This is a genomic window from Longimicrobium sp. (genome assembly GCF_036399255.1).
Lineage (GTDB): Bacteria > Gemmatimonadota > Gemmatimonadetes > Longimicrobiales > Longimicrobiaceae > Longimicrobium.
This window is the reverse complement of sequence record NZ_DASWNM010000044.1, coordinates 1-23,576: the sequence shown is the minus strand read 5'-3', so window position 1 is coordinate 23,576 and position 23,576 is coordinate 1. Positions and strand designations below refer to the sequence as shown.

Below are 23,576 nucleotides of genomic sequence, written 5' to 3'. Positions count from 1 at the left end.
CTGTCCGATGATCGGGCTCCGGTCCATCCCGACTCTTTAGCGTTTTTAACGAGGCGCAAGCGGTCGCGCAAATCCCCTCGGCACGCGGACTTGGTGCGTGCAGGTGCCAATCTATCGCCTTGCCCGGATCGCGCAAGGGGCGGCGGGTGCGGCGGAGCACGGCGAAGGGACACGACGGGAGAAACGGCGGGAGAATACAGGGATTGACGCAAGGACGCCGGGGGACAAGGGAGCCGGCCCCGGTTCGTCCAGGGACCGGCTCTCTGACCGGGCTCAGTCGGCGGTTGCGGGTCCTCCCCAGCACGCGCACGTCTTCATCCCGTACCAGTAGTCGCAGGCTCCCGTGTAGCCTTCCCCCCACGCGTCCCGGCAGCCCTCCGCGCACCAGAAGTCATTCTCCCATGTGCAGTACGGCGCCTCACAGAACTCGGGATCATTCATCGAGCACCCCGGATTGCTGGTGGGAGCGGCGAACGCCTGAGTGGCGCCAAACCCGATGGCACCCGCCATCAGCGATCCAAAGATACGGCGGGCGAACACGCGGTGCTCGAGCCTCATGGGTCCCCTCCCCTTCCGCGATTAGATGCTGCAGGTGCCTGGATCAGGAGTGAGAGTAAGCGCCCCTGGCAGGGCAAGCAATCATCCTTTCCATGGATGCACCTCTTTTGGCGGTTTCCAACATTGCGTGCCGCGGTACGCTCAAACCAGGCGACCTATCCCCGGTACCCACACCGTCACTTACGAGGCGCACGATGAAGATCGAGCTGAACCTGGAGATGCTGTCGGTGGATTCGTTCGAAACGGGCCACGCGGACGCTGCGTTGCGCGGGACCATCCACGCGCGCGAGGCCGACCCCACGCGCAACTGCAACACCAACAACCCGTTCTGCCAGGTGCCGTCCGTCTACGAGGTGTGCCCCATCAGCGACGTGGAGTGTTCCTGAACGGTCCTGGCCTTTGTACGAAATCCTGAAACAGACTTGTTCTCACACAGAGGGCACAGAGGAACAAGAACTCCGTGCCCGCCGTGCCCTCCGCGTGAGGCGCTCTGCTGAAGTCCGGCAATCAGCCGTCCGCAGCACGCGGCAGATCGCACCACAGCAGTTCCGTGCCATCCGGCGCAAGGCACAGGAGCGCGTCCGGGTAGAGGGCGAGCACGGCGCCGGGCGCATGGGGCATCAGCACCGGATCCTCCCCCACGCGCCACAGGAAGGAGCCGTCCACGCTCGTCCCCCACGCCAGCGGCGCCTGGCCGCAGGGTACCACGCCGGAAAAGAAGGCGTACGTCCGCCGGTGCGGCGGGCGCATCAGGCAGTCGTGCCGCGCGCCGGTCGCGGGATCCAGCGCCACCAGCCCCATGCCGTAGCCGTGCAGCACGAACAGGTGCTGGTGCCCCCACGGCCGCACCAGGTACGTGGGATCGTACACCATCGGCCCAAACCTGCGCGTTTCGCCTCGGCAGCGGCGGACGTCGACGTCGGACTCGACGAGGTGCGTCAGCACTTCGCCGTACAGCGCCGCCGCCAGCCAGAACGTCTCCTCCCCCTCCAGCAGCGTCTCGCCCTCACGCGGATGCACGGCGATGCCGTCCACGTGGTCCAGGTAGACCCACTCCACCTCGCCCGACGCGTTGTCCGCGAGGTGGAACGAGGGCGTCTCGCGCCACGATGGAATCGTAGCATCCAGGTCCATGGCCGTGCCCCGCTCCTGTTCCAGCCGGATGACCCAGCGCCCGCCCGGGCTCAGGCACATCGCCCCTTCCCGAAGCACCCAGAGCTCCGCCAGCACATCGCCGGAGGGAACCGCGTGCACCCGCGCCTGGTCCGTCCACACCAGCAGCCGGTCCAGCGACGCCGAGCCGGACAGGTCGTGCAGGTCCCACCCTTTCCCGTCCGCACGCCGCGGGACCGTGATGGGGACGGGCCTCGCGTCGCACGTGCGCCGCCCGGGGTCGATCTCCAGCCGCCACAGGCTTCCGGAGCGCTCCGCGATGGCCACGATGCGCCGCCCGTCGCGCCGGACGCAGGCGTGGGCGCTGGTCAGGGGCTCCGGCAGCGGAACGCGGCGGGTGACGGGCAGGTGAGGCATGCGGTGCGCGGAGAGGAGGTTTGGGGGTCAGGACGAGGAGGAGTTATCACTCGAGCCGAAACAACGTCAACACCCGACGGTGGCTCCGGTCTTCGCACCCGCGGTTCGATCAACTTGGGATCACCCAATTCGGCAAGAACATCATCACGCGGACGGAGCAGGGGAAGCAGAGATCCGCTCCGCTTCCCTTGCGCGAGCCAGGGCGTTGGGCGGGTTCGGGATCGAGGATGGACACCGGATGGAAAACGATGCAGCCCCGGCGCGCCATTGCGCCGGGGCTGCATCGTACCTGCCTGCTGTACGCCGTCCGCGGATCAGTTGTCGCGCTCGCGGTCGGCTTCGGCGCGGGCGCGGGCCGCTTCGGCACGGGCACGCGCGGCCTCGGTGCGGGCGCGGGCCGCCTCGGCGTGGGCTTCGGCGCCGTGGCGGTGCGCTTCGGCGCGGGCACGATCCGCCTCGGCACGGTGGGCGTGGGCCTCGGCGCGAGCCCGCTCGGCGTGGCCGTGTGCTTCCGCCGCGTGGCGATGCGCCTCGACGCGGGCACGGTCCACCTCGGCGCGGACTTCCGCGCCGTGGGCGTGGGCTTCGGCGCGAGCACGCCCGGCGTGGGCGTGCGCCTCCGCCGCGTGGCAGTGGGCTTCGGCGCGGGCGCGGTCCACTTCGGCGCGGACTTCCGCGCTGTTGACGTGGGCGTGCGCTTCGGCGCGGGCGCGGTCCGCCTCGGCACGGTGGGCGTGGACCTCGGCGCGGGCACGCTCGGCGTGCGCATGCGCCGCGTCCGCGTGGCGGTGCGCCTCGGCGCGGGCACGGGCGGCGTGCTCGTGGGCCTCGGCCACGTGGCGGCGCGCTTCGGCACGGGCGCGGGCGGCATCGGCGCGGGCGTGCTCCGCATCCCGCTGTGTGGCCGGCGGCGCGACCTGCGCGGCGAGGGACGCGGGCGCGGCGGCAAGCGCCAGAGAAAGGATCCAGTAGGACTTCATCAGTAAGCCTCCATCAAGGGTATCGTGTCCGCGAGACACCGTTGCGGGCTCCAACGCCCATGGGTGTCGTCCGTTAGTTGCTTCTGCCCGCCGGGATGGTTTGCCCGTCCCGATTTTTCCTAATCATCTGCCCATGAACGGTGCGAGCCCCGGCGCCCGTCGAGGGGCCGGGGCTGTCCGCGGAGCTCAGGGCGTGCGATCGTCGCGGCGGTCCTCACGGCGGTCGCGGCGGTCCTCGCGCCGGTCGCGCACGTCTTCCCGGCGGTCGCGACGGTCCTCACGACGGTCGCGGATGCCGCCCTGGTAGCGCCGGTCGCGGCGGTCCTCGCGCCGGTCACGCACGTCTTCGCGGCGGTCGCGCACGTCCTCGCGGCGATCACGCACGTCCTCCATCCGGTCGCGATGGCGGACAACCCGCCGCGCCGCGATCACGGCGTGACGGCGGGCGTGCTCGGAGCGCGCAACCACGGCGTGGCGGCGGGCGTGCTGGGCATGGCGCCTGGCCACCACGACGTGGCGGCGGACCGCGGTCCGGGCGTGGCGGCGGGCGGAGGCGGCGGGGTGCCGCGCGTGCACCGCGCGCTCGCGGGCCCGCACCACGTGGCGGCGCGCGTGCTGAACGCGGTGGCGGGCGTGCTCGGCGCGCTCGCGGACGGCGCGCTGCTCTACGGTGGCGGCGGGCGGGGCCACCACCTGCGCCAGCAGCGGCGCGGGCGCGGCGGCGAGCGCCAGGGCGAACATCCAGTGGGCCTTCATGGGAGCCTCTCCAGGGTGGGAACGTCGATGGATGCGACACCGCCGAGCGGCGTCATCTCCACAGTACAGCGCCCCGGCGACGTTCGTTGGGACTCCGGGAGCTTCCTCGTCATCCCCCATGAACCCCTGGCTCCGCTCACCTTGAACGTGGAGTGGATGGATGGTTCTCAAGATCGCGCATCAGGTGGTGCGGATGGCTCGTTCTCGCGCGCTCCCTGAGCCTGAGAGTGTGTTTAAGAATCCGACGCTGCACATCCAGGCAGATCTACCAGCGCTGTCATTCCGAGGCCCGGCCACGCCATAGCCTGCTTTCACACCAGAGGCTGCAGGGCCGAGGAATCTACTGTCGGATTGCTGGAGGGCAGACGCGGTAGCCCGTGCCTGCTTCGCGGCTACGACACGGGCGGACAGGGCCAGTGCCGGAGCGGTGCAGCGGGGCACCAGCAGCAGACAGTAGATTTCTCGGTCGGCGCGCCGGATTTCGTGCGAGCCGATGGTGCGGTGTGGCGCCTCCCTCGAAATGACAGACCGGCGCGAGCGCAGGGATTCTTGAACACCCTCTCAGGCGCTCGTCTGGCCGCCGGGGCTCGCTGAACCGTAGCTCTTTTTCGAAACGGGAGGGCGCACGCCCCGCGCAGACCCCTTCCGCCGCGCCGTCGTGCCCACGACGAAGCCCGAAGCGGCCCCCTTTCATCGGTCCACGTCCACCGGGGGCGGGATCCTCGTTTATCGCCCGGCTTCCGCTGGACCCCGATCCCGAGCCTGCCTTCCGTCGGCTGCACGACGGCGGGGGGGACCCGTTCTGCCCGGGTGCCTGAAACGGCCCCGGGACGCGTTCCGCTGGCTGGACAGGGCCGCCCGTGCCGTGTCCCGCGATCCGGGCGGACCCACCTTCCGCACCACACGACCGACCACTGATCCGATGAGCAATCTTTCCTGGAGTCCGGCCATCCAGCTTGCGGCGGGCGTGAAGATCGTAGGGCGCGGCGCGGACACCGTGGAAGACGCGTATCCGCTCACGTGGATGCAGCAGGCGATGCTGCTGCACGGCCGGCGCGACCCGGGGCTGTACCTGCAGCAGTACCTCTGCACCCTGCGCGAGCCGCTGCGCGCCGCGGAGTTCCGCGCCGCCTGGCAGCGCCTGGCGGCCCGTCATCCCATCCTGCGCACCTCCTTTCACCCGGACGCCGCGCCCGAGCCCCTGCAGGTGGTGCACGGGGAGGTGGACGTGCCCTGGAGCGAGCACGACTGGCGCGATCGGACGGAGGAGGAGCAGGACGAGGCGATGCGGGCGTTTCTGCGGGACGACCGCGCCACGCCGTTCCGCCCGGAGGAGGCACCCCTGTCGCGCTTTGCCCTCTTCCGGATGGAAGACGAGGTGTACGTGCTGGTGTGGACGTCGCACCACGCGCTGATCGACGGCCGCTCGCGGCGCATCCTGCTGCGCGAGGTGTTCGAAGCGTACGAGGCGGCGCTCGGCGGGCGGGAGCTCGCGCCCGCCGCGCGAACGCCCTTCGGCGGGTACGTCCGGTGGCTGCGCGAGGCGGAGCCGGCAGACTCGCGGGCGTTCTGGGAAGAGGAGCTGCGCGGCTTCGAGGGCCCCAACGAGCTCGTGCGGGACGGGGGCGGCGGCGGGCTCGAGCGGGAGCGCTACCGCTTCGAGCTCCCGGACGGGCTTGCGATCGGGCTGCGGCTGCTGGCGCAGCGCGAGGAGATCACCCTCAACACCGTGCTGCAGGGGGGCTGGGCCCTCCTGCTGGGCCACTACACCGGTGACGACGACGTGATGTTCGGGGCCACGCGGATGTGCCGGCGGGGCGGCTTTCCGGGGCTGGAGGAGGTCGTGGGGCTGCTCGTCAACACCGTCCCGGTGCGGGTGCGCCTGGACCGGGCCAGGCCCGTACGCGACTACCTGGACCAGGTGCGGGCCCTGTGGGTGCGTATGCGCCCGCACGAGCGCACGCACCTGGCCCGCATCCAGGAGTGGCGCGGGTCCGCCGGCGGGGCGCCGCTCTTTCAGTCCGTCTTCGGCTTCGAGAGCGAGACGGCGCAGGAGGGGCTGCACCGCCTGGGCGAGGGGTGGTGGCGCCGCGGCTTCGACCTGCTGCAGTGGACCGGATACCCGCTGGCGGTGGTGGCGCACGGCGGGGAGCGCATCTCGGTGGAGGTGGTGTACGACCCCGCCCTCTTCACCCGCGAGGCCATCCTGCGGATGGAGGGACACTTCTCCCGGATCCTGCGCGCCTTCGCCGAGGACGCCGGGCAGCCGCTGGGGCGCATCGGAATCCTGTCTCACGGGGAGCGGCGCCACCTGCTGGACGGGCTGAACCCGCCCGCCCGGGCCACCGCGGAGTGCGCGCCGATCCACGTCCTGCTGCGGGCGCAGGCGGAGCGCACGCCGGACGCGGCCGCCCTCGTCTTCGGCGGCGGATCGCTTACCTACGGCGAGCTGGAGTGGCGCTCCAACCAGCTGGCGCGCCTCCTCGCGCGCCACGGCGCAGGACTGGAAACGCGAGTCGGGGTGTGCATGGAGCGGTCGCCGGAGCTGGTGATCGCCCTGGCCGCCATCCTCAAGGCCGGGGGCGCCTTCGTGCCACTGGACCCCGAGAACCCGCGCGACCGCCTGGCCTTCGTGCTTCGCGACGCGGGCGTCTCGCTCCTCCTGTGCAACGCGCAGCTGGCCGAGCGGCTGCCGGCGGACGGCCCCCCCCGCCTGGTCGCGGAGCCGGGGTGGGCGCAGGCCGCGGGGGAGAGCGCGGAGCCGGTGGGCGGACGGGTGCCTTCGCACGCGCTGGCGTACGTGATGTACACCTCCGGGAGCACCGGCACACCCAAGGGGGTGGCCGTGGAGCACCGCGGCGTCGTGCGCCTGGTGCGCGGCGCGGCCTACGCGGCGCTGGGCCCGGACGAGGTGATCCTGCAGGCGGCGCCCGTCTCGTTCGACGCGTCCACGCTGGAGATCTGGGGCGCGCTGCTGAACGGCGGCCGGCTGGTGCTGCCGCCGGCCGGGACGCTGTCGCTGGAGGCGTTGGGACGCGCCGTCGTCCAGCACGGCGTGACCACGCTGTGGCTGACGGCCGGCCTGTTCCAGGTGATGGTGGACGAGCAGCTGGAGGCGTTCGCGGGGGTGCGGCAGCTGCTGACCGGCGGCGACGTGGTCCCCGTGACGCAGGCGGCCAGGATCCGCGCGCGCTTTCCCGGGCTGCGGCTGATCAACGGATACGGACCCACCGAGAACACCACCTTCACCTGCTGCCACACGGTTCCCGCGGAATGGAGCGGGGGGCCGATCCCCATCGGCGCCCCCATCGGCGGCACCCGCGTCTACCTGCTGGACGACGTGCTGCGGCCGGTCCCGGTGGGGGTGCCGGGCGAGCTGTACGCGGGCGGCACGGGGGTGGCCCGCGGCTACGTGGCCCGCCCCGGGACCACGGCGGAGCGCTTCGTCCCCGATCCGTTCGCGGGCGTACCGGGTGCGCGCATGTACCGCACGGGCGACCGCGCGCGCTGGCGGCCCGACGGCGCGGCAGAGTTCCTGGGCCGCCGCGACGGGCAGGTGAAGATCCGCGGGCTGCGCATCGAGACGGGAGAGATCGAGGCGGCGCTGCGCGGGCTTCCCGGCGTGGGCGAGTGCGTGGTGGCCGTGCGCGAGGACGCGCCGGGCGAGAAGCGGCTGGCGGCGTACGTCACGGGCGGCGCCGACGCGGAGGCGCTGCGCGCCTCGCTGCGCGGGCGGCTGCCGGAGTACATGGTTCCCGGGGCGTTCGTCCGGCTGGACCGGCTTCCCCTGAACGCCAACGGAAAGGTGGACCGCAGGGCCCTCCCGGCGCCGGAGCGCGGGCCCGGCGACGAGCGGCGCACCGCGCCGCGCACCCCGGTGGAGGAGGTGCTGGCGGGGGTGTGGGCCGCGGTGCTGGGCATGGACCGCGTGGGCGTGGAGGAGCGCTTCTTCGAGCTGGGCGGCCACTCGCTGCTGGCCATGCGGGTGCTTTCCCGCGTGCGGGAGCTGTTCGGGGTGGAGCTGCCGGTGCGCGCGATGTTCGACGGCGCCACGGTGGCGGCGATGGCGGAGCGGGTGGAGGAGATGCGCCGCTCGGCGGCGCCCGGGCTTCCGCCCGTGGCGCCGGTGGCGCGCACGGAGCCGCCGCCGCTCTCGTTCGCGCAGGAGCGGCTGTGGTTCCTGGACCGGCTGGAGGGCGCGAGCGCGCTGTACAACGTCCCCGTCGCGCGGCGGCTTTCCGGCGCGCTGGACGCGGCGGCGCTGGAGCGGGCCCTGGGGGGGATCGTACGCCGGCACGAGGCGCTGCGCACCACCTTCCGCGAGGTGGACGGCCTGCCGGTGCAGGTGATCGCCCCGTACGGCGGCTTCGTGCTGCCGGTGGCGGACCTGTCGGGGCTGGGCGGGGAGGAACGCGAGGCGGAGGCGGCCCGGCGCACGGCGGACGACGCGGCGCGGCCGTTCGACCTGCACGCGGGCCCGCTCTTTCGCGCCACCCTGCTGCGGCTGGGGAGCGGCGACCACCTGCTGCTGCTCTGCATGCACCACGCGGTGACGGACGGGTGGAGCATGGGCGTGCTGTTCCGCGAGCTGTCGGCGCTCTACGGCGCCTGCCGCGACGGCGGGGAGCCCTCGCTCCCCCCGCCGGCGGTGCAGTACGCCGACTACGCCGCGTGGCACCGCCGCGTGCTCTCCGGGCCCCTGCTGGAGCGGCAGCTGGCCTGGTGGCGCGAGCGGCTGGCGGGCGCCCCGGAGCTGCTGGAGCTGCCCACGGACCGGCCCCGGCCGGCGGCGCGCACCCACCGCGGCGCGTACGAGCGCATCGAGCTGGACGGCGGGCTGCTGGCGCGGCTGGAGGCCGTGGGCCGGCGCCAGGGCGCGACGCTCTACATGGTGCTGCTGGGCGCCTTCCAGGCCCTGCTCTCCCGGTACACGGGAAGCGGGGACGTGGTGGTGGGGAGCCCGGTGGCGGGGCGGACGCGGAAGGAGGTGGAGGACGTGATCGGCCTCTTCGTCAACACGCTGGCGATGCGGACGGACCTGTCGGGCGATCCCTCGTTCGCGGAGCTGCTGCGGCGGGTGCGCGAGGGAACGCTGGGCGCCTTCGAGCACCAGGACGTGCCCTTCGAGCGGCTGGTGGCGGAGCTGCGGCCGGAGCGCTCCCTGGGGCACGCCCCGATCGTCCAGGTTTCGTTCGTGCTGCAGGACGGCGGGCAGGGGGACGGCGGCCTGGAAGGGCTGCGCGTGGAGGAGGTGGAGACGCACTCCGGCACCGCCAAGTTCGACCTGGCCCTGAGCCTGGAGGCGGGCACGGACGGCCTGCACGGCAGGCTGGCCTACAGCACGGACCTGTTCGAGCGGCCCACCATCCGGCGGATGGCGGGGCACCTGGAGGCGGTGCTCCGGCAGGTGGCCGGCGACGCGGAGGTCCGCCTTTCCGGCCTGCGGCTGATGGGCGGGGCGGAGCGGGCGCGGGTGGTGGGGGAGTGGAGCGGAAGGACGGTGCCCGGCCCGGACCGGAGTGTCCACGCGCGCTTCGCGGCCCAGGCGGAGCGCACGCCCGGCGCGGTGGCGGTCGAGTCCGGCGGGGGCTCGCTGACGTACCGGGAGCTCGACCTGCGCGCCAACCGCCTGGCGCGCCGGCTGCGCGCGCTGGGCGTGGGGCCGGAGGTGCGGGTGGGGGTGTGCCTGGACCGCTCGGCCGAGCTCGTCGTCTCGCTGCTGGCGGTGCTCAGGGCCGGCGGGGCGTACGTCCCCGTGGACCCCGGCCACCCCGCCGATCGCATCGCCTACGTCCTGGAGGACTCCGCCGCCGACTTCGTGCTGACGCACTCCCGCCTCGCCGGGCGCATCCCGCCGGCCGGGGCCCGGCGCATCGCCGTCGACGAGGTGGAGGCGGAGGGCGAAGACGCGGCGCCGCTGGCGGACGCGGGCGCCGGGATGCAGGCGCTGGCCTACGTCATCTACACCTCCGGATCGACGGGGCGGCCCAAGGGCGTGGGCGTTCCGCACGGGGCGCTCGCCAGCCACATGGCCTGGATGCAGCGCGCCTTTCCGCTGGACGCGGCCGACCGCGTGCTGCAGCGGACCCCGGTGGGCTTCGATGCCTCCGTCTGGGAGTTCTGGGCGCCGCTGCTGGCGGGCGCCACCCTGGTGCTGGCCGGCGCCGAGGAGCACGGCGACCCCGCGCGGATCCTGCGCGCGGTCGCCGGGCGGGGGATCACGGTCCTCCAGCTCGTCCCCTCGCTGCTGGCGGCGGTGCTGGACGAGGCCGGCGGGGAGCGGCGCACCGCGCTGCGCCGCCTGTTCTGCGGCGGCGAGGCGCTTCCGGCGGAGCTGGCGCGGCGCGCCCGCGCGGCGCTGGGCGCCGAGGTGGTGAACCTGTACGGCCCCACCGAGGTGTGCATCGACGCCACCTTCGCCGTGCACGGCGCCGCGGACCGCGCGGCGACGGTGCCGATCGGCGTCCCGGTGGACAACGTGCGCGCGTACGTGCTGGACGCCGGCGGCGAGCCGGTGCCGGCCGGCGTGCCGGGTGAGCTGTACCTGGCCGGCGCGCAGCTGGCGCGGGGATACCTGGGCCGGCCGGCGCTGACGGCGGAGCGCTTCGTCCCCGACCCGCTGGGGGCCGGCCCGGGCGCGCGCCTCTACCGCACGGGCGACCGGGCGCGGTGGCTGGCTTCGGGGGTGCTGGAGTACCTGGGGCGGGTGGACGAGCAGGTGAAGATCCGCGGCGTCCGCATCGAGCCGGGCGAGATCGAGGCCGTGCTGTGCCGCCACGCCGGGGTGCGCGCGGCGGCGGTGGTGGCGCGCGAGGACGCGGGGGAAAAGCGCCTGGTGGCGTACGTGGTGGGCGATGCGGGCGCGGAGGCGCTGCGCGCCCACCTGCGGGAAAGCCTGCCGGACCACATGGTCCCCGCCGCCTTCGTGGCCCTGCCGTCGCTGCCGACGACGCGCAACGGCAAGCTGGACAGCCGGGCCCTGCCGGCGCCGGAGTTCGGGCCCGCGCGGGGGCGCTACGTCGCGCCGCGGACCCCGGTGGAGGAGGTGCTGGCGGAGGTGTGGGCCGCGGTGCTGCGGCTGGAGCGGGTGGGCGTCGAGGAAAGCTTCTTCGACCTGGGGGGCCACTCGCTGCTGGCCACGCGGGTGGCGTCGCGGGTGCGCGAGGCGCTGGGGGTGGAGGTGCCGGTGCGCGCGCTCTTCGAGGCGCCCACCGTGGCCGAGCTGGCGGAGCGGGTCGAGGCGCTGCGCCGCGACGGGCGCCCCGTGCCTGCCCCCGTGGTCCCGGTGGAGCGGACGTCGCCGCCGCCGCTCTCCTCGGCGCAGGAGGGGCTGTGGTTCCTGCACCGGCTGGCGCCGCGGGGCGCGGCCTACAACGTCCCCGTGTTCCTGCGCCTGTCGGGCGCGCTGGACGTGGCGGCGCTGGAGCGCGCGCTGGGCGAGGTCGTCCGCCGCCACGAGACGCTGCGGACGGTGTTCGCCCAGGCGGACGGGGCGCCGGTGCAGGTGATCGCGCCGTTCGCCGGCTTCGCGCTGCCGGTGGAGGAGCTGTCGGCGCTGGAGCCGGAGGCGCGCGAGGCGGAGGCCGGCCGGCGCGCGGCCGACGAGGCCGCCCGGCCGTTCGACCTGGCCGAAGGCCCGCTCTTCCGCGCGGCGCTGCTGCGGCTGGACGCGGGGGAGCACCTGCTGCTGATGTGCATGCACCACATCGTGGTGGACGGGTGGAGCGTGGACGTGCTCTTCGGCGAGCTGTCGGCGCTGTACGGCGCGTACCGCGACGGGGGCGGGTCGCCGCTCGCGGAGCCGGCGGTGCAGTACGCCGACCACGCGGCGTGGGAGCGCGGGCAGCTGCCTGGTGAGGGGATGGCGCGGCAGCTGGCGTACTGGAAGGAGCGGATGCGGGGCGCTCCCCCGCTGCTGGAGCTCCCCACCGACCGCCCGCGCCCCGCGGCGCCGTCGTATCGCGGCGGGACCGTGGCGCTGGAGGTCCCCGCGGCGCTGGCGGCTCGGCTGCGGGCGCTGGGGCGCGCCGAGGGCGCCACGCCGTACATGGTGCTCATGGCCGCCTTCCAGGTGGTGCTGGGGCGCTACGCCGGCAGCGAGGACGTGGTGGTGGGCACCCCGCTGGCCGGGCGCGCGCGCCGCGAGGTGGAGGGGCTGATCGGCTACTTCGTCAACACCCTTCCCCTGCGCACCGACCTCGGGGGCGACCCCACCTTCGGCGCGCTGCTGCGGCGGGTGCGCGAGGCCACGCTGGGCGCCTACGAGCACCAGCAGCTGCCGTTCGACCGGCTGGTGGCGGAGCTGCGCCCGGAGCGCACCCTGAGCTACGCGCCCCTCTTCCAGGCGACGCTCGCCCTGCAGGCGGGCGGCGGGCGCGGTCCGGCCCTCCCCGGGCTGGAGGTGCGCCCCGTGCACGCGGGCGCCGGCACGGCCAAGTACGACCTCTCCCTCACCTTCGAAGAAACCGCGGACGGCCTGCGCGGCGTGCTGACCTACGCCGCCGACCTGTTCGACCGCGCCACCGCCGGGCGCATGGCGGCCCACGTCCGCCAGGTGCTGGAGCAGGCCGCGGACGGCGGCGGCGTTCGCCTTTCCGCCCTGGCGCTGATGGGGGCGGAGGAGCGCGCGCGGCGGGTCGAGGCGTGGCGTCCGCGGGCCGCCGCGCCGGCCCCGGAGGGAAGCCTCCACGGCCGCTTCGAGGCGCAGGCGCGGCGCACGCCGGGCGCGGTGGCGGTCACCGGCGAGGGGGAGAGCCTTGCCTACGGGGAGCTCGACGCGCGCGCGGACCGCGTCGCCCGGCGCCTGCGGGCGCTGGGGGTGGGGCCGGAGGTGCGCGTGGGGCTGTGCCTGGAGCGCTCGCCCGAGATCGCCGTGGCCATCCTGGGGGTGCTGAAGGCGGGCGGCGCCTACGTCCCCATCGACCCCGCCTATCCCGAGGACCGCATCGCCTACCTGGTGGAGGATTCCGGCGTCCCCGTCGTCGTGGCGCGGGAGGGCACGGCGAACGCCGTCTCCGCCTCGGCCGCGCGGGTGCTGCTGCTGGACGACCTGCTGGCGGACGGAGACGATGACGGCGCAGAGCCGCCGGCGGACGTGCACCCCGACACCGCGGCGTACGTCATCTACACCTCCGGCTCCACGGGCCGGCCGAAGGGCGTCGTGGTCACGCACGCCAACGTGCTGCGCCTGTTCGGCGCCACGGACCCGTGGTTCGGGTTCGGCGCCGACGACGTGTGGACCTTCTTCCACTCGTACGCCTTCGACTTCTCCGTCTGGGAGATCTGGGGCGCGCTGCTGTACGGCGGGCGCCTGGTGGTGGTCCCCTTCGCGGTGAGCCGCGACCCGGCGGCGTTCCGGGGGCTGCTGGCCCGCGAGGGCGTGACGGTGCTCAACCAGACCCCGTCCGCCTTCCGCCAGCTGGTGCACGCGGACCGGGAGGCGGAGGGCGCGCTGGCGCTGCGCTGGGTGGTGTTCGGCGGCGAGGCGCTGGAGCCGCGCTCGCTGGCGCCCTGGTACGACCGGCACGGCGACCGCCGGCCGCGGCTGGTGAACATGTACGGGATCACCGAGACCACCGTGCACGTCACCTTCCGCGCCCTGTCACGCGCGGACGCCGAGGCCGGCGGAAGCATGATCGGCGAGCCGATCCCCGACCTGGGCGTGTACCTGCTCGACGGGGGAATGGAGCCCGTGCCCCCCGGCGTTCCCGGCGAGATCTTCGTGGGCGGGGCCGGGCCGGCGCGCGGGTACCTGGGACGCCCGGCGCTCACGGCGGAGCGCTTCGTCCCCGATCCCTTCGCGGGGGTGCCGGGGGCGCGGATGTACCGCTCCGGCGACCGCGCCCGCGGCCGCGCGGACGGCGACAACGAGTACCTGGGCCGCGCCGACATGCAGGTGAAGGTGCGGGGCTTCCGCATCGAGCCGGGGGAGATCGAGGCCGCGCTGGCGGCCCACCCCGGGGTGCGCGAGGCCGTGGTGCTGGCGCGCGAGGACGAACCGGGGGTCCGCCGCCTCGTGGCCTACGTGGTTCCCAGCGGCGGGGACGAAGGCGCCGCGCCGGAGACGCTGCGCGCCGCCCTGGCCGAGCGCCTTCCGGACTACATGGTCCCCGCGGCGTTCGTGCGGCTGGACGCCATCCCGCTGACGCCGCACGGCAAGGTGGACCGCCGCGCCCTTCCCGCGCCGGACGGGCGCGGGCTGGCCGGGGCGGAGTACGCGGCCCCCCGCGGGCCGGTCGAGGAGGCACTGGCGGCCGCGTGGGCCGAGGCGCTGGGCGTGGAGCGCGTGGGCGCACACGACAACTACTTCGCCCTGGGCGGCGACTCCATGCGGGCGATCCGGCTGCTGGCGCTGGCCCGCGCCCGCGGCGTCCCCTTCTCGCTCGCGGAGCTCTTCCGCCACCAGACGGTGGCCGAGCTGGCGGCCGGGGTTTCCCCCGGCGCGGCGGCGGAGGGCGGGGCCGGGGCCGGCGCGGCGCCCTTCTCCCTGCTGGCCCCGGACGACCGCGCGGGGGTGCCGGGGGGCGTGGTGGATGCGTATCCGATGACGCGCCTGCAGCTGGGGATGCTCTTCCACTCCGAGCAGAGCCCCGATCACGCCGTCTACCACAACGTGCAGGCGTACCGCGTCCGCGCGCCGTTCGACGAGGCACGGCTGCGGGGGGTCCTGGCCGCGCTGGCCGAGCGGCACCCCGTCCTCCGCACCTCGTTCGACCTGGCCGGCTTTTCCGAGCCGGTGCAGCTGGTGCACGGGCGCGTGGCGCTTCCCCTGGCCGTCACCTCGCTGGACGGCGTTCCGGCGCAGGCCGTCGACGCGGAGCTGCGCGCGTGGTTCGCGGCCGAGCGCGCCGCGGCGTTCGACTGGCGCACGGCCCCGCTGATCCGCTTCCACGTCCACACCCTGGGGCCGGACCTTTTCCGGCTGGGCTTCACGGAGCACCACGCCATCCTGGACGGGTGGAGCGTGGCCGGGCTGCTGGCCGACCTCTTCGCGCTCTACGCGGACGAGGGCGCCGCGAACGACCCCGCGCCCGCTTCGGTGCTCCCCGACTTCGTGGCGCTGGAGCGCGAGGTGCTGGCGTCGGCCGAGGCCGGCGCCTTCTGGGCGGGGGTGCTGGAGGGTGCCGAGCCCACCGTTCCCGCGGCGCTGGGCATCGCCGGCGGCGAGGGGAGCCGCCTGCGGCGCGGCTCCGTTCCCGCGGGGGTGTCGGCCGCCCTGGCCGCGTCCGCGCGGCGCGAGGGGCTGCCCCTCAAGAGCCTGCTGCTGGCCGCGCACCTGCGCGTCCTTTCCGCCGCCGCCGGCACGGACGACGTCACCACCGGCGTGGTGGTGAACGGGCGCCCCGAAGGCGGCCAGGGGGAGCGGGCCCTGGGCCTGTTCCTGAACACCATCCCCTGCCGGCTGCGCCTGTCCGGGGGGAGCTGGCTGGAGCTGGCGCGCGACGTCTTCGCCTGGGAGCGGACGGTGCTTCCCTACCGGCGCTATCCCGTGGCGGAGCTGCAGCGGATGCGCGGCGGGCAGCCGCCCTTCGCGTCGCTCTTCAACTTCATCCACTTCCACAACGCCGCGCCGGCGCTGCGGGCGCTCCGGGTGGAGCGCGAGGTCAGCGCGTCCGCCCGGCTGAGCGGGGTGGGCGGCACCAGCTTTCCCTTCGGCGTCTCGTTCGAGGCGGTGGGCGACGACCTCCTGCTCTTCATGGAGTACGACGCCGCGCGCTACTCCGACGCCGAGGCCGACGCGGTGTTCGACCGGTACCTGGCCGCGGTCGAGGCGATCGCCGCGGATCCGCGCGGGCGCTCCGGCGCCTGCGACCTGATGTCGCCCGCCGAGCGCGCCCGCGTGGCGGGATGGGGCGCGGCGGAGCCCCGGGCCGCGGCGGCGACGCTGCACGGGCTGGTGGCGGACCGCGCCGCGCGCACCCCCGGCGCGGTGGCGGTGGAGCAGGGCGGCCGTACGCTGACCTTTGCCGGGCTGGAGCGCGGGGCGGCCCGGCTGGCGCGCGTCCTTCGCGGGCGGGGCGTGGGGCCCGAGGCGCGGGTGGGGATCTGCTGCTCGCGCTCTCCGGAGATGGTGGTCGCCTGGCTGGCCGTGCTGCGGGCCGGGGGCGCCGTGGTCCCGCTGGACCCGTCGCATCCGGCCGCGCGGACGTCGTTCATCCTGGCCGACGCCGGCGTGCGGCTCCTGCTCACCGACGCGTCCACGGCCGGCGTGGAGACGGGGGCGGCGGTGGCGGCGCTGCGGGTGGACGAGGCCCTGCGCGACGCGGAGGGGGGCGGGGCGGAGGAGCGCGCGCCGGCCGCCGGCCCGGCCGGCGCCGCGTACGTCATCTACACCTCGGGGTCTACCGGCACGCCCAAGGGCGTGGTGGTCGAGCACGGCGCGGCCGCGGCGCACGTGGCCGCCTTCGCGGGCGAGCTGGGGCTCTCACCGGCCGACCGGGTGCTGCACTTCGCCCCGCTGGGCTTCGACGTCGCGGTGGAGCAGCTCTTTGCCCCGCTGGCGGGCGGAGCCACGGCGGTGCTGGTGGAGGGAGACCCGTGGAGCCCGGCGGAGTGGGCGGAGCGCGCCCGCGGCCTGGGGATCACCGTGGCCAACCTGCCGCCCGCCTACTGGCTGGAGGTGATCGCGGCCGGCGGCGGCACCGCGCTTCCCGCGCTGCGCCTGCTGATCGTCGGGGCGGACGCCATGCCCGCCGGCGCGGTGGACGGCTGGCGCAACGCGGTGCGGAGCGGCGCGCGTCTCCGGAACGCCTACGGGCCCACGGAGACGGTGGTCACCGCCACCACCTTCCGGCTTCCGGAGGCGTGGCCCGGCGCGTTCGCCGGGGCCGTGGTCCCCATCGGGTCGCCGCTGCCGGGGCGCGCCGCGCGGGTGCTGGACGCCTTCGGGGCCCCGGCCGCGCCCGGGGTGCCGGGAGAGCTGTACCTGGGCGGGCTGCTGGCGCGGGGGTACCTGGGCCAGCCGCGCCTCACCGCGGAGCGCTTCGTCCCCGATCCCTTCTCCGACCGGCCGGGGGCGCGGCTGTACCGCACCGGCGACCGGGCGCGGTGGCTGCCGTCCGGCGCGCTGGAGTTCCTGGGCCGGCTGGACGCGCAGGTCAAGGTGCGCGGCTACCGCATCGAGCCGGGGGAGATCGAGGCCGCGCTGGCGCTGCACCCGGCGGTGCGCGAGGCCGCCGTGGTCCCGCGTGACGCGGGCGGCGGCGGACGGCGGCTGGCGGCGTACCTGGTCGCCGCGCCGGGCGCGGACGCCCCCCCCGTGGCCGAGCTGCGCGCGCGGCTGCGGGAGCGGCTTCCGGAGTACATGGTGCCGTCCACCTTCACCTGGCTGGACGCCTTTCCCCTGACGCCCAACGGCAAGCTGGACCGGCGCGCGCTCCCGGCGCCGGACGCGCCCGGCGCGGAGCGGGACGGGGACGCGGGGGTGGCGCCGCGCGACGCGCTGGAGCTGCGCCTGGCCCGGGTGTGGGAAGAGCTGCTGGGGGTGGAGCAGGTCGGCGTGCGCGACGACTTCTTCGCGCTGGGCGGGCACTCGCTGGCCGCGCTGCGGCTGCTGGCCACGGTGGAGCGCGTCACCGGGCGCCGGCTTTCCATGGCGGGGCTCCTGGCGGCACCCACGGTGGAGCACCTGGCCCGGGCGCTGCGCGGCGACGCGCTCCCCGCGGCGGGGGCGCTGGTGCCGCTGCGGGCGTCCGGCGACGCGCGGCCGCTCTTCTTCGTGCACGCGGCCGGCGGAAACGTGGTCTCGTACGCCGCGCTGGCCCGGCACCTGGGCGCCGGGCAGCCCTTCTACGGCCTTCAGTCGCGGGGGCTGGACGGCGACGGGCTTCCCCGCGTCCGCGTGGAGGAGATGGCCGCCGCCTACCTGGCCGAGCTGCGGGCCATGCAGCCGGAGGGACCGTACCGCCTGGGCGGATGGTCCATGGGCGGAGTGGTCGCCTTCGAGATGGCGCGCGTCCTGGCGGCGGCGGGGGAGGCGGTGGAGCTGCTGGCGCTGGTGGACTCCCGCGCCCCCGTGGGCGCCGCCGCCGCCATGGACCCGGACGACCCCGCGCTGCTGGCGGGCTTCGCGCGGCACCTGGGGCTGGACCCGGAGCGGATCTCCCGCGCCGTGGACGCCGAGGCCCCCGCCGGGCGGCTGCGGCGCGCGTGGGAGGCCGCGCGGGAGGCCGACGCGGTCCCCGCCGACCTGGAGCTCGCCCGATTCGAGGGGCTGTGGAGCGTGTTCCGCGCCAACGTGGCCGCGGCGTCCGCCTACCGGCCGGGCCCCGGCGCGTCCGACATCCTGCTGGTCCTTGCCGGGGACCGCGCCGCGCCCGGCGCGGCGGCGGCGGGGTGGCGGGCGCTCACCACCGGGACGGTGCGCACCGCCACCGTGGCCGGGGACCACTTCGCCCTGGTCCGGGAGCCGCACGTACGGGCGCTCGCGGCCGTGCTGGCCGATGCCCTCGCGCCCGCTCCGTCCGGCGCGCCGCACGGCCGCTGAGCCGGAGCGGCGCCGCGCGTCCCGCCCCCGCGGGGGTGGAGCGGCGCGCGTTCCCGCGACGAAGACGACAATGACGATCCGCGGAGCCGGCCATGGGCTCCGGTGGATGAGAAAGCGCTCCGGCGCCGCCCCCCGGCGATCGGGCGGGCGCGGCCGGGGAAGACGTCCGCAACCAGGCGGGCCTTCACGGGCCTCATGAAGCCGAGACACCGACAGGACAGATGTTGAAGACCATCACCAGGCCGACCCCCTCCGCACCGCTCTCCGTGGCCGCCGGTCCCGCGCTCCCCTCCACCCAGGGGGGGGCGGGAACGCTGCTCGACCTGCTGCGCCCCGTGGGCACCGGCCCGGACGCCGGGGCGCTGGTGCGGGTGGACCGGGACGGCGAGCCGCAGGTGCTCGGCTACGCCGCGCTGCGCGACCGCGCCGGGCGCACCCTCGCCGGCCTGCGGGCGTGGGGGATGAAGCCCGGTGAGGAGCTCGTGCTTCTGCTGGACGACGTGCGCGACGTCGTCCCGGCGCTCTGGGCGTGCCTTGCGGGCGGTTTCGTGGCCGTCCCCGTGGGCGTCCCCGACGCCCCGCAGGGCCCGGGCACGCGGCTCCGCGAAGCCTGGGAGGCCCTGGACCGCCCGCGGGTGCTCGCGGCCGGGGCGTCCCGGGAGGGTGCGCGCGCCCTCCTGGGCGGCGACGCGCGGGTGGCGTCGCCCGACGCCGTCGCGTCGCACGCGCCGGACGGGGCGTGGCACCCCAGCGGCGGGGACGCGGTCGGCCTCATCCTCCTGAGCTCGGGGACCACGGGCCGGCCCAAGCTGGTGCAGCGCACCCACCACAACCTGTTCCGCGCCTGCCAGGTCGCCGCGTCGTCGGCCGCGCTGGCGCAGCGCCGGGCCACCATGCTCAGCTGGTACCCGCTGGACCACAACGCGGGGATCATGTCCACCCTGGCCTTCCTGGTGGCGGGCGCGCGCCAGGTGCACCTGGCCACCCGCGACGTGCTCGAGGACCCGGAGCGCTGGCTGGAGGCCCTGCACCGCCACGGGTGCACCCACACGGGGGCGACGGGCTACCTGCTCGGGCTCCTGAACGCGTCCCTGGCCGCGGCGGGCGAGCGGGGCTGGGACTTCTCGCGCGTGGAGCGCGTCACCCTCTCCGCCGAGCCGGTGGCGGCGCGCGCCGCCAGCACCTTCCTGGAGCGGATGGCGCCCCACGGGCTGCGCCCCGGCGTGCTCTGCTCGGCCTACGGCATGTCCGAGGCGGGCTCCATCACCCTCCTGGGCACCTTGCGGCCCGAAGACGCCGCGCACACGGACGGGTTCCTGTCGGTGGGGACGCCGTACCCCGGGATCTCGCTCCGCGTGGTGGACGCCGAGGGGCGGGTGCTCCCCGAGGGACGCGAGGGGCGCGTCCAGGTGTCGGGCGAGACGGTCACCCCCGGGTACGCCCGCGCGCCGGAGCTCACCATCGAGAGCTTTACGCCCGACGGATGGCTGGACACCGGCGACGCAGGCTTTCTGCGCGCGGGGGCGCTGACCCTTACCGGCCGCCGCGACGACGTGCTGATCGTGAACGGCCTGAACCTGCAGGGCAGGGAGGTGGAGGCGGCCGTGGAGGAGGTGGACGGCGTGGCCCGGGGGCACACGGCGGTGTGCGCGGTGCGCGTGCCCGGCCGCGAGCAGGAGGCGGTCGCCGTCTTCCTGCACACCCCCTGCGTCGGGTCCGCCGGGCGGTCGGCCCTGCGGCGGGCGGTGCGCGTCGCCGTGGCCTCGCGCTTCGCCGTGCCGGTGGCGCACGTGATCCTGCTGGATCCGGCCGCGATCCCCCGCACGTCGGTGGGCAAGATCCGGCGGGCCGAGCTGCGCCGCATGCTGGCCGCGGGCGAGCTGGCCCGCCAGGCGGCGGAGGACGCGCCGGACGCCGGCGGGGCCGCGGGCGGTGCGCCGCGGACGGAGCTGGAGCGGGCGCTGTGCGCGCTGTGGGCCGAGGTCCTGGGCGTGGAGTCCGTGGGGGTGCATGACGGCTTCCTGGGCCTGGGCGGGCACTCGCTCCTGGCGGTGCGGATCGCCGCGCGGGTCCGCGCGGTGTCGGGGGTGGAGGTGCCCCTGCGCCGGGTGTTCGAGGCCTCCACGGTGGCCGAGCTGGCCGGGTGGATCGAGACGTCGGGCCGGCACCAGGGTGTGGCCGCGCTCCCGCCCGTGGTCCGCGCGGCGGAGCCGGGGCCCGTGCCGGCCTCGTCCGCCCAGCGGGGGCTGTGGCTCTCCGAGCGCGTGCGGCCGGGCACCGGGGTGCACAACGTGCCGCGCGCGCTGCGCCTGCACGGGCCGCTGCAGGTGGACGCGCTGGGCCGCGCGCTGGGCGAGGTGGTGGCCCGCCACGAGGTGCTGCGCACCGTCTTCGCCGAGACCGGCGGGGAGCTGTGGCAGCACGTGCTTCCCGCCCCGCCGGTGGAGCTTTCGGTGGACCTGGGCGCGGGCGACTTCGCCGGGCGCGAGGCCGCCGCCGCGGCGTGGATGCGGCGGGTGGCGGAGGAGCCGTTCGACCTGGCGCGCGGGCCGCTGCTCCGGGCGGCGCTGCTGCGGGTGGGTCCGGAGGAGCACCTGCTGGTGCTCTGCATGCACCACATCGTCACCGACGGCGGGTCCATCGGTGTGCTGTACCGTGAGCTGGAGGCGCTGTACGCCGCCTTCGCGCGCGGCGAAGCCTCGCCGCTCCCCGAGCCGGCCGTCCAGTACGGCGACTACGCGCGCTGGCAGCGTTCGCCGGCGGTGGAGGCGGTGGTGGCGGAGAAGCTGGGATGGTGGCGGGAGCGCCTGGCGGGCGCGCCGGCCCGGCTGGAGCTGCCCACCGACCGCGCCCGCGGCGCCGGGGAGGACCCGCGGGGCGGAGCGCACCTCTTCGACCTGCCGCCCGTGCTGTGGCAGCGGGTGCAGGCCACGGCGCGCGCGGCGGGAGCCACGCCCTTCATGCTCCTGCTGGGTGCCTTCCAGGCGCTGCTGGGGCGCTACGCCCGCACCGACGACGTGGTGGTGGGCACCGCCGTGGCGGGGCGCGCCCGGCCCGAGGTGGAGGGGCTGGTGGGCTGCTTCGTCAACGCGCTCGCCATGCGGGCCGACCTGTCGGGCAACCCCACCGTCGCGGAGCTGCTGGAGCGGGTGCGCGAGGGAACGCTGGAGGCGTTCGCGCGCCAGGAGGTGCCGCTGGAGCGCGTGGTGGGCGCGGTGGTGCCGGAGCGGGAGCGCGGCCACCGGCCCCTGTTCCAGGTGATGTTCACCTGGCAGGGCGCGCCCGCCGAGGCGCCCCGCTTCGCCGGGGTGGAGGCCACCCCCGTTCCCCTGCGCAGCGGCGAGGCCGAGTTCGACCTCAGCGTCACCCTGGTCGAGGAGGCCGGCGGGGTGCGGGGGGTGGTGCAGTACGCGGCCCAGCTCTACGAGGCCGGGACGGTGGAGCGCCTGGCGCGGCACTACGCGGTGCTGCTGGAGGGGATGGTCCAGGGGGGGGACCGCCGCCTGGACGCGCTGACGCTGCTGGACGCGGGCGAGCGCGCCGAGGTGCTGGGCCGCTGGAACGCCGTCGGCGGCACCGATCCCGGCGAGGAGGGGCTCCACGCGCCCTTCGAGCGCCGGGCCGCGGCCGCGCCGGACGCCGTGGCGCTGGAGTTCGAGGGGGGCGCGCTGACGTATGGCCAGCTGGACGCGTGCGCCGGGCGCCTGGCGCGGCGGCTTCGCGCGCTGGGCGTGGGAACCGACGTGGTGGTGGGAATCTGCGGCGAGCGCTCGCCGCAGGTGGTCGTGGCGCTGCTGGCCGTGCTCAAGGCCGGCGGCGCGTACCTGCCGCTGGACCCGGCGCACCCGGCCGACCGCCTGGCGTACATGCTGGGTGACGCCCGGCCGCGCGTGCTGCTGGCCCATCCCGCCGCGCGCGCCGCGCTTCCCCCCTTCGACGGCCCGGTGCTGGAGCTGGGCGAGGACGTGCTCGCGGCGGGGGGGGACGAAGCCGGCGGCCGGCTCGCCGTGGAGACGGGCGGGTCGCGCCTGGCGTACGTCATCTACACCTCGGGCTCTACCGGGCGGCCCAAGGGGGTGATGATCGGGCACCGTTCCATCCGCAACCGGGTGATGTGGGCGCACGACCAGTATCCCCTGGATCCCTCGGACGTGGTGCTGCTGAAGACGCCGCTGACCTTCGACGCCTCCATCTGGGAGCTGTTCCTTCCGCTGTGGAGCGGCGCGCGCGTGGTGGTGGCGCCCCCCGCCGGGCACCAGGACGCCGCCTACCTGGCGCGGGCGCTGCGCGAGCGGGGCGTGACCGTGCTGCAGCTGGTTCCCTCCATGCTCCAGGTGCTGCTCTCGCACCCCGAGGCGGAGCGGTGCACCGGCCTGCGCCTGCTCTTCTGCGGGGGCGAGGCGTTCCCGGCAGAGGTGGCGCGGCGCGCGGCGGAGACCTTCGGGGCCCGGGTGGTGAACCTGTACGGGCCCACCGAGGCCTCCATCGACGTGAGCGCCTGGGAGTTCCGCGGCGACGAGCCGGGCGCGCTGCTGCCCATCGGCCGCCCGGTCAACGGCACGCGGCTGTACCTGCTGGACGATCGGATGGAGCCGGTGCCGGTCGGCGTCCCCGGCGAGGTGTACGCCGGGGGCCCGGGGCTGGCGCGGGGATACCTGAACCGCGCGGGGCTCACGGCCGAGAAGTTCGTCCCGGACCCGTTCGCGGGGCAGGGCGGGGGCCGGCTGTACCGCACCGGCGACGTGGGGCGGCGGCGCGGCGACGGGGCGGTGGAGTTCCTGGGCCGCACCGACCAGCAGGTCAAGCTGCGCGGCCTGCGCATCGAGCCGGGCGAGATCGAGGCGCTCCTGGCGCAGCACGACGCGGTGGAGACGGCGGTGGTGGCCGTCCGCGCCGACGGGCCGGGCGGCGACGCCCTCGTGGCGTACGTGGTCGCCGCCGCCGCCGCGGCCGCGGCGCCCACGGCCGCCGAGCTGCGCGCCCACCTGGGCGAGCGGCTGCCGGAGTACATGGTCCCCGCCGCGTTCGTGCTCCTGCCGGAGCTTCCCCGCACGGCCAGCGGCAAGGTGGACCGCAAGGCGCTCCCCGCGCCGCGCGCCGCGGCCGCCGGCTTCGCGGCCCGCGAAGGGTACGTGCCGCCCCGCTCGCCGGTGGAGTCGCTGCTGTGCGAGATCTGGAGCGAGGTGCTGAAGACGGGCCCGATCGGCGTGCACGAGCGCTTCTTCGACCTGGGCGGGCACTCGCTGAGCGTGCTGCAGCTGCTGGCC

The 23,576-nt window shown here is 75.7% G+C and carries 7 protein-coding genes and 1 riboswitch; of the genes, 4 read left to right on the top strand and 3 right to left on the bottom strand.

Annotation, left to right across the window (positions count from 1 at the left end):
- Positions 1 to 16: 16 nt before the first annotated feature.
- Positions 17 to 89, bottom strand: a riboswitch (SAM riboswitch).
- A 184-nt stretch (positions 90 to 273) separates the two neighbouring features.
- Positions 274 to 558, bottom strand: coding sequence for a hypothetical protein (locus VGC13_RS07370; protein WP_331124586.1), 285 nt, complete (start codon positions 556 to 558; stop codon positions 274 to 276).
- A gap of 194 nt (positions 559 to 752) precedes the next feature.
- Here VGC13_RS07370 and VGC13_RS07365 point away from each other — a divergent pair, with 194 nt between their 5' ends.
- Positions 753 to 944 carry a hypothetical protein gene (locus VGC13_RS07365; protein WP_331124585.1) on the top strand — a complete coding sequence of 64 codons (192 nt, stop codon included), beginning with the start codon at positions 753 to 755 and terminating at the stop codon, positions 942 to 944.
- A 121-nt stretch (positions 945 to 1,065) separates the two neighbouring features.
- On the opposite strand, the gene VGC13_RS07360 is transcribed toward VGC13_RS07365, so the two are convergent.
- A complete protein-coding gene (locus VGC13_RS07360) occupies positions 1,066 to 2,088 on the bottom strand; it encodes a hypothetical protein (protein WP_331124584.1) in 1,023 nt (340 codons plus the stop codon).
- A gap of 227 nt (positions 2,089 to 2,315) precedes the next feature.
- Between VGC13_RS07360 and VGC13_RS07355 the strand changes: the two genes are divergently transcribed.
- Complete coding sequence (locus tag VGC13_RS07355) at positions 2,316 to 3,074, top strand: hypothetical protein (protein WP_331124583.1); 759 nt, start codon at positions 2,316 to 2,318, stop codon at positions 3,072 to 3,074.
- A gap of 180 nt (positions 3,075 to 3,254) precedes the next feature.
- Here the strand turns inward: VGC13_RS07355 and VGC13_RS07350 are convergent, their stop codons facing one another.
- Positions 3,255 to 3,824 (bottom strand): hypothetical protein, encoded by a 570-nt coding sequence (locus VGC13_RS07350; protein ID WP_331124582.1) that lies wholly within the window; start codon positions 3,822 to 3,824, stop codon positions 3,255 to 3,257.
- Positions 3,825 to 4,746: 922 nt separating this feature from the next.
- Here VGC13_RS07350 and VGC13_RS07345 point away from each other — a divergent pair.
- Complete coding sequence (locus VGC13_RS07345; RefSeq protein ID WP_331124581.1) at positions 4,747 to 18,309, top strand: amino acid adenylation domain-containing protein; 13,563 nt, start codon at positions 4,747 to 4,749, stop codon at positions 18,307 to 18,309.
- 221 nt (positions 18,310 to 18,530) lie between these two features.
- Positions 18,531 to 23,576, top strand: a 5,046-nt coding sequence (locus tag VGC13_RS07340; protein ID WP_331124580.1) for an amino acid adenylation domain-containing protein, incomplete at its 3' end; no start/stop codon positions are given.

Bases quoted from the DNA above. Each gene is read 5' to 3' on its own strand.
- VGC13_RS07370 (WP_331124586.1), bottom strand. From the start codon at position 558: ATGAGGCTCGAGCACCGCGTGTTCGCCCGCCGTATCTTTGGATCGCTG.
- VGC13_RS07365 (WP_331124585.1), top strand. From the start codon at position 753: ATGAAGATCGAGCTGAACCTGGAGATGCTGTCGGTGGATTCGTTCGAA.
- VGC13_RS07360 (WP_331124584.1), bottom strand. From the start codon at position 2,088: ATGCCTCACCTGCCCGTCACCCGCCGCGTTCCGCTGCCGGAGCCCCTG.
- VGC13_RS07355 (WP_331124583.1), top strand. From the start codon at position 2,316: ATGGACACCGGATGGAAAACGATGCAGCCCCGGCGCGCCATTGCGCCG.
- VGC13_RS07350 (WP_331124582.1), bottom strand. From the start codon at position 3,824: ATGAAGGCCCACTGGATGTTCGCCCTGGCGCTCGCCGCCGCGCCCGCG.
- VGC13_RS07345 (WP_331124581.1), top strand. From the start codon at position 4,747: ATGAGCAATCTTTCCTGGAGTCCGGCCATCCAGCTTGCGGCGGGCGTG.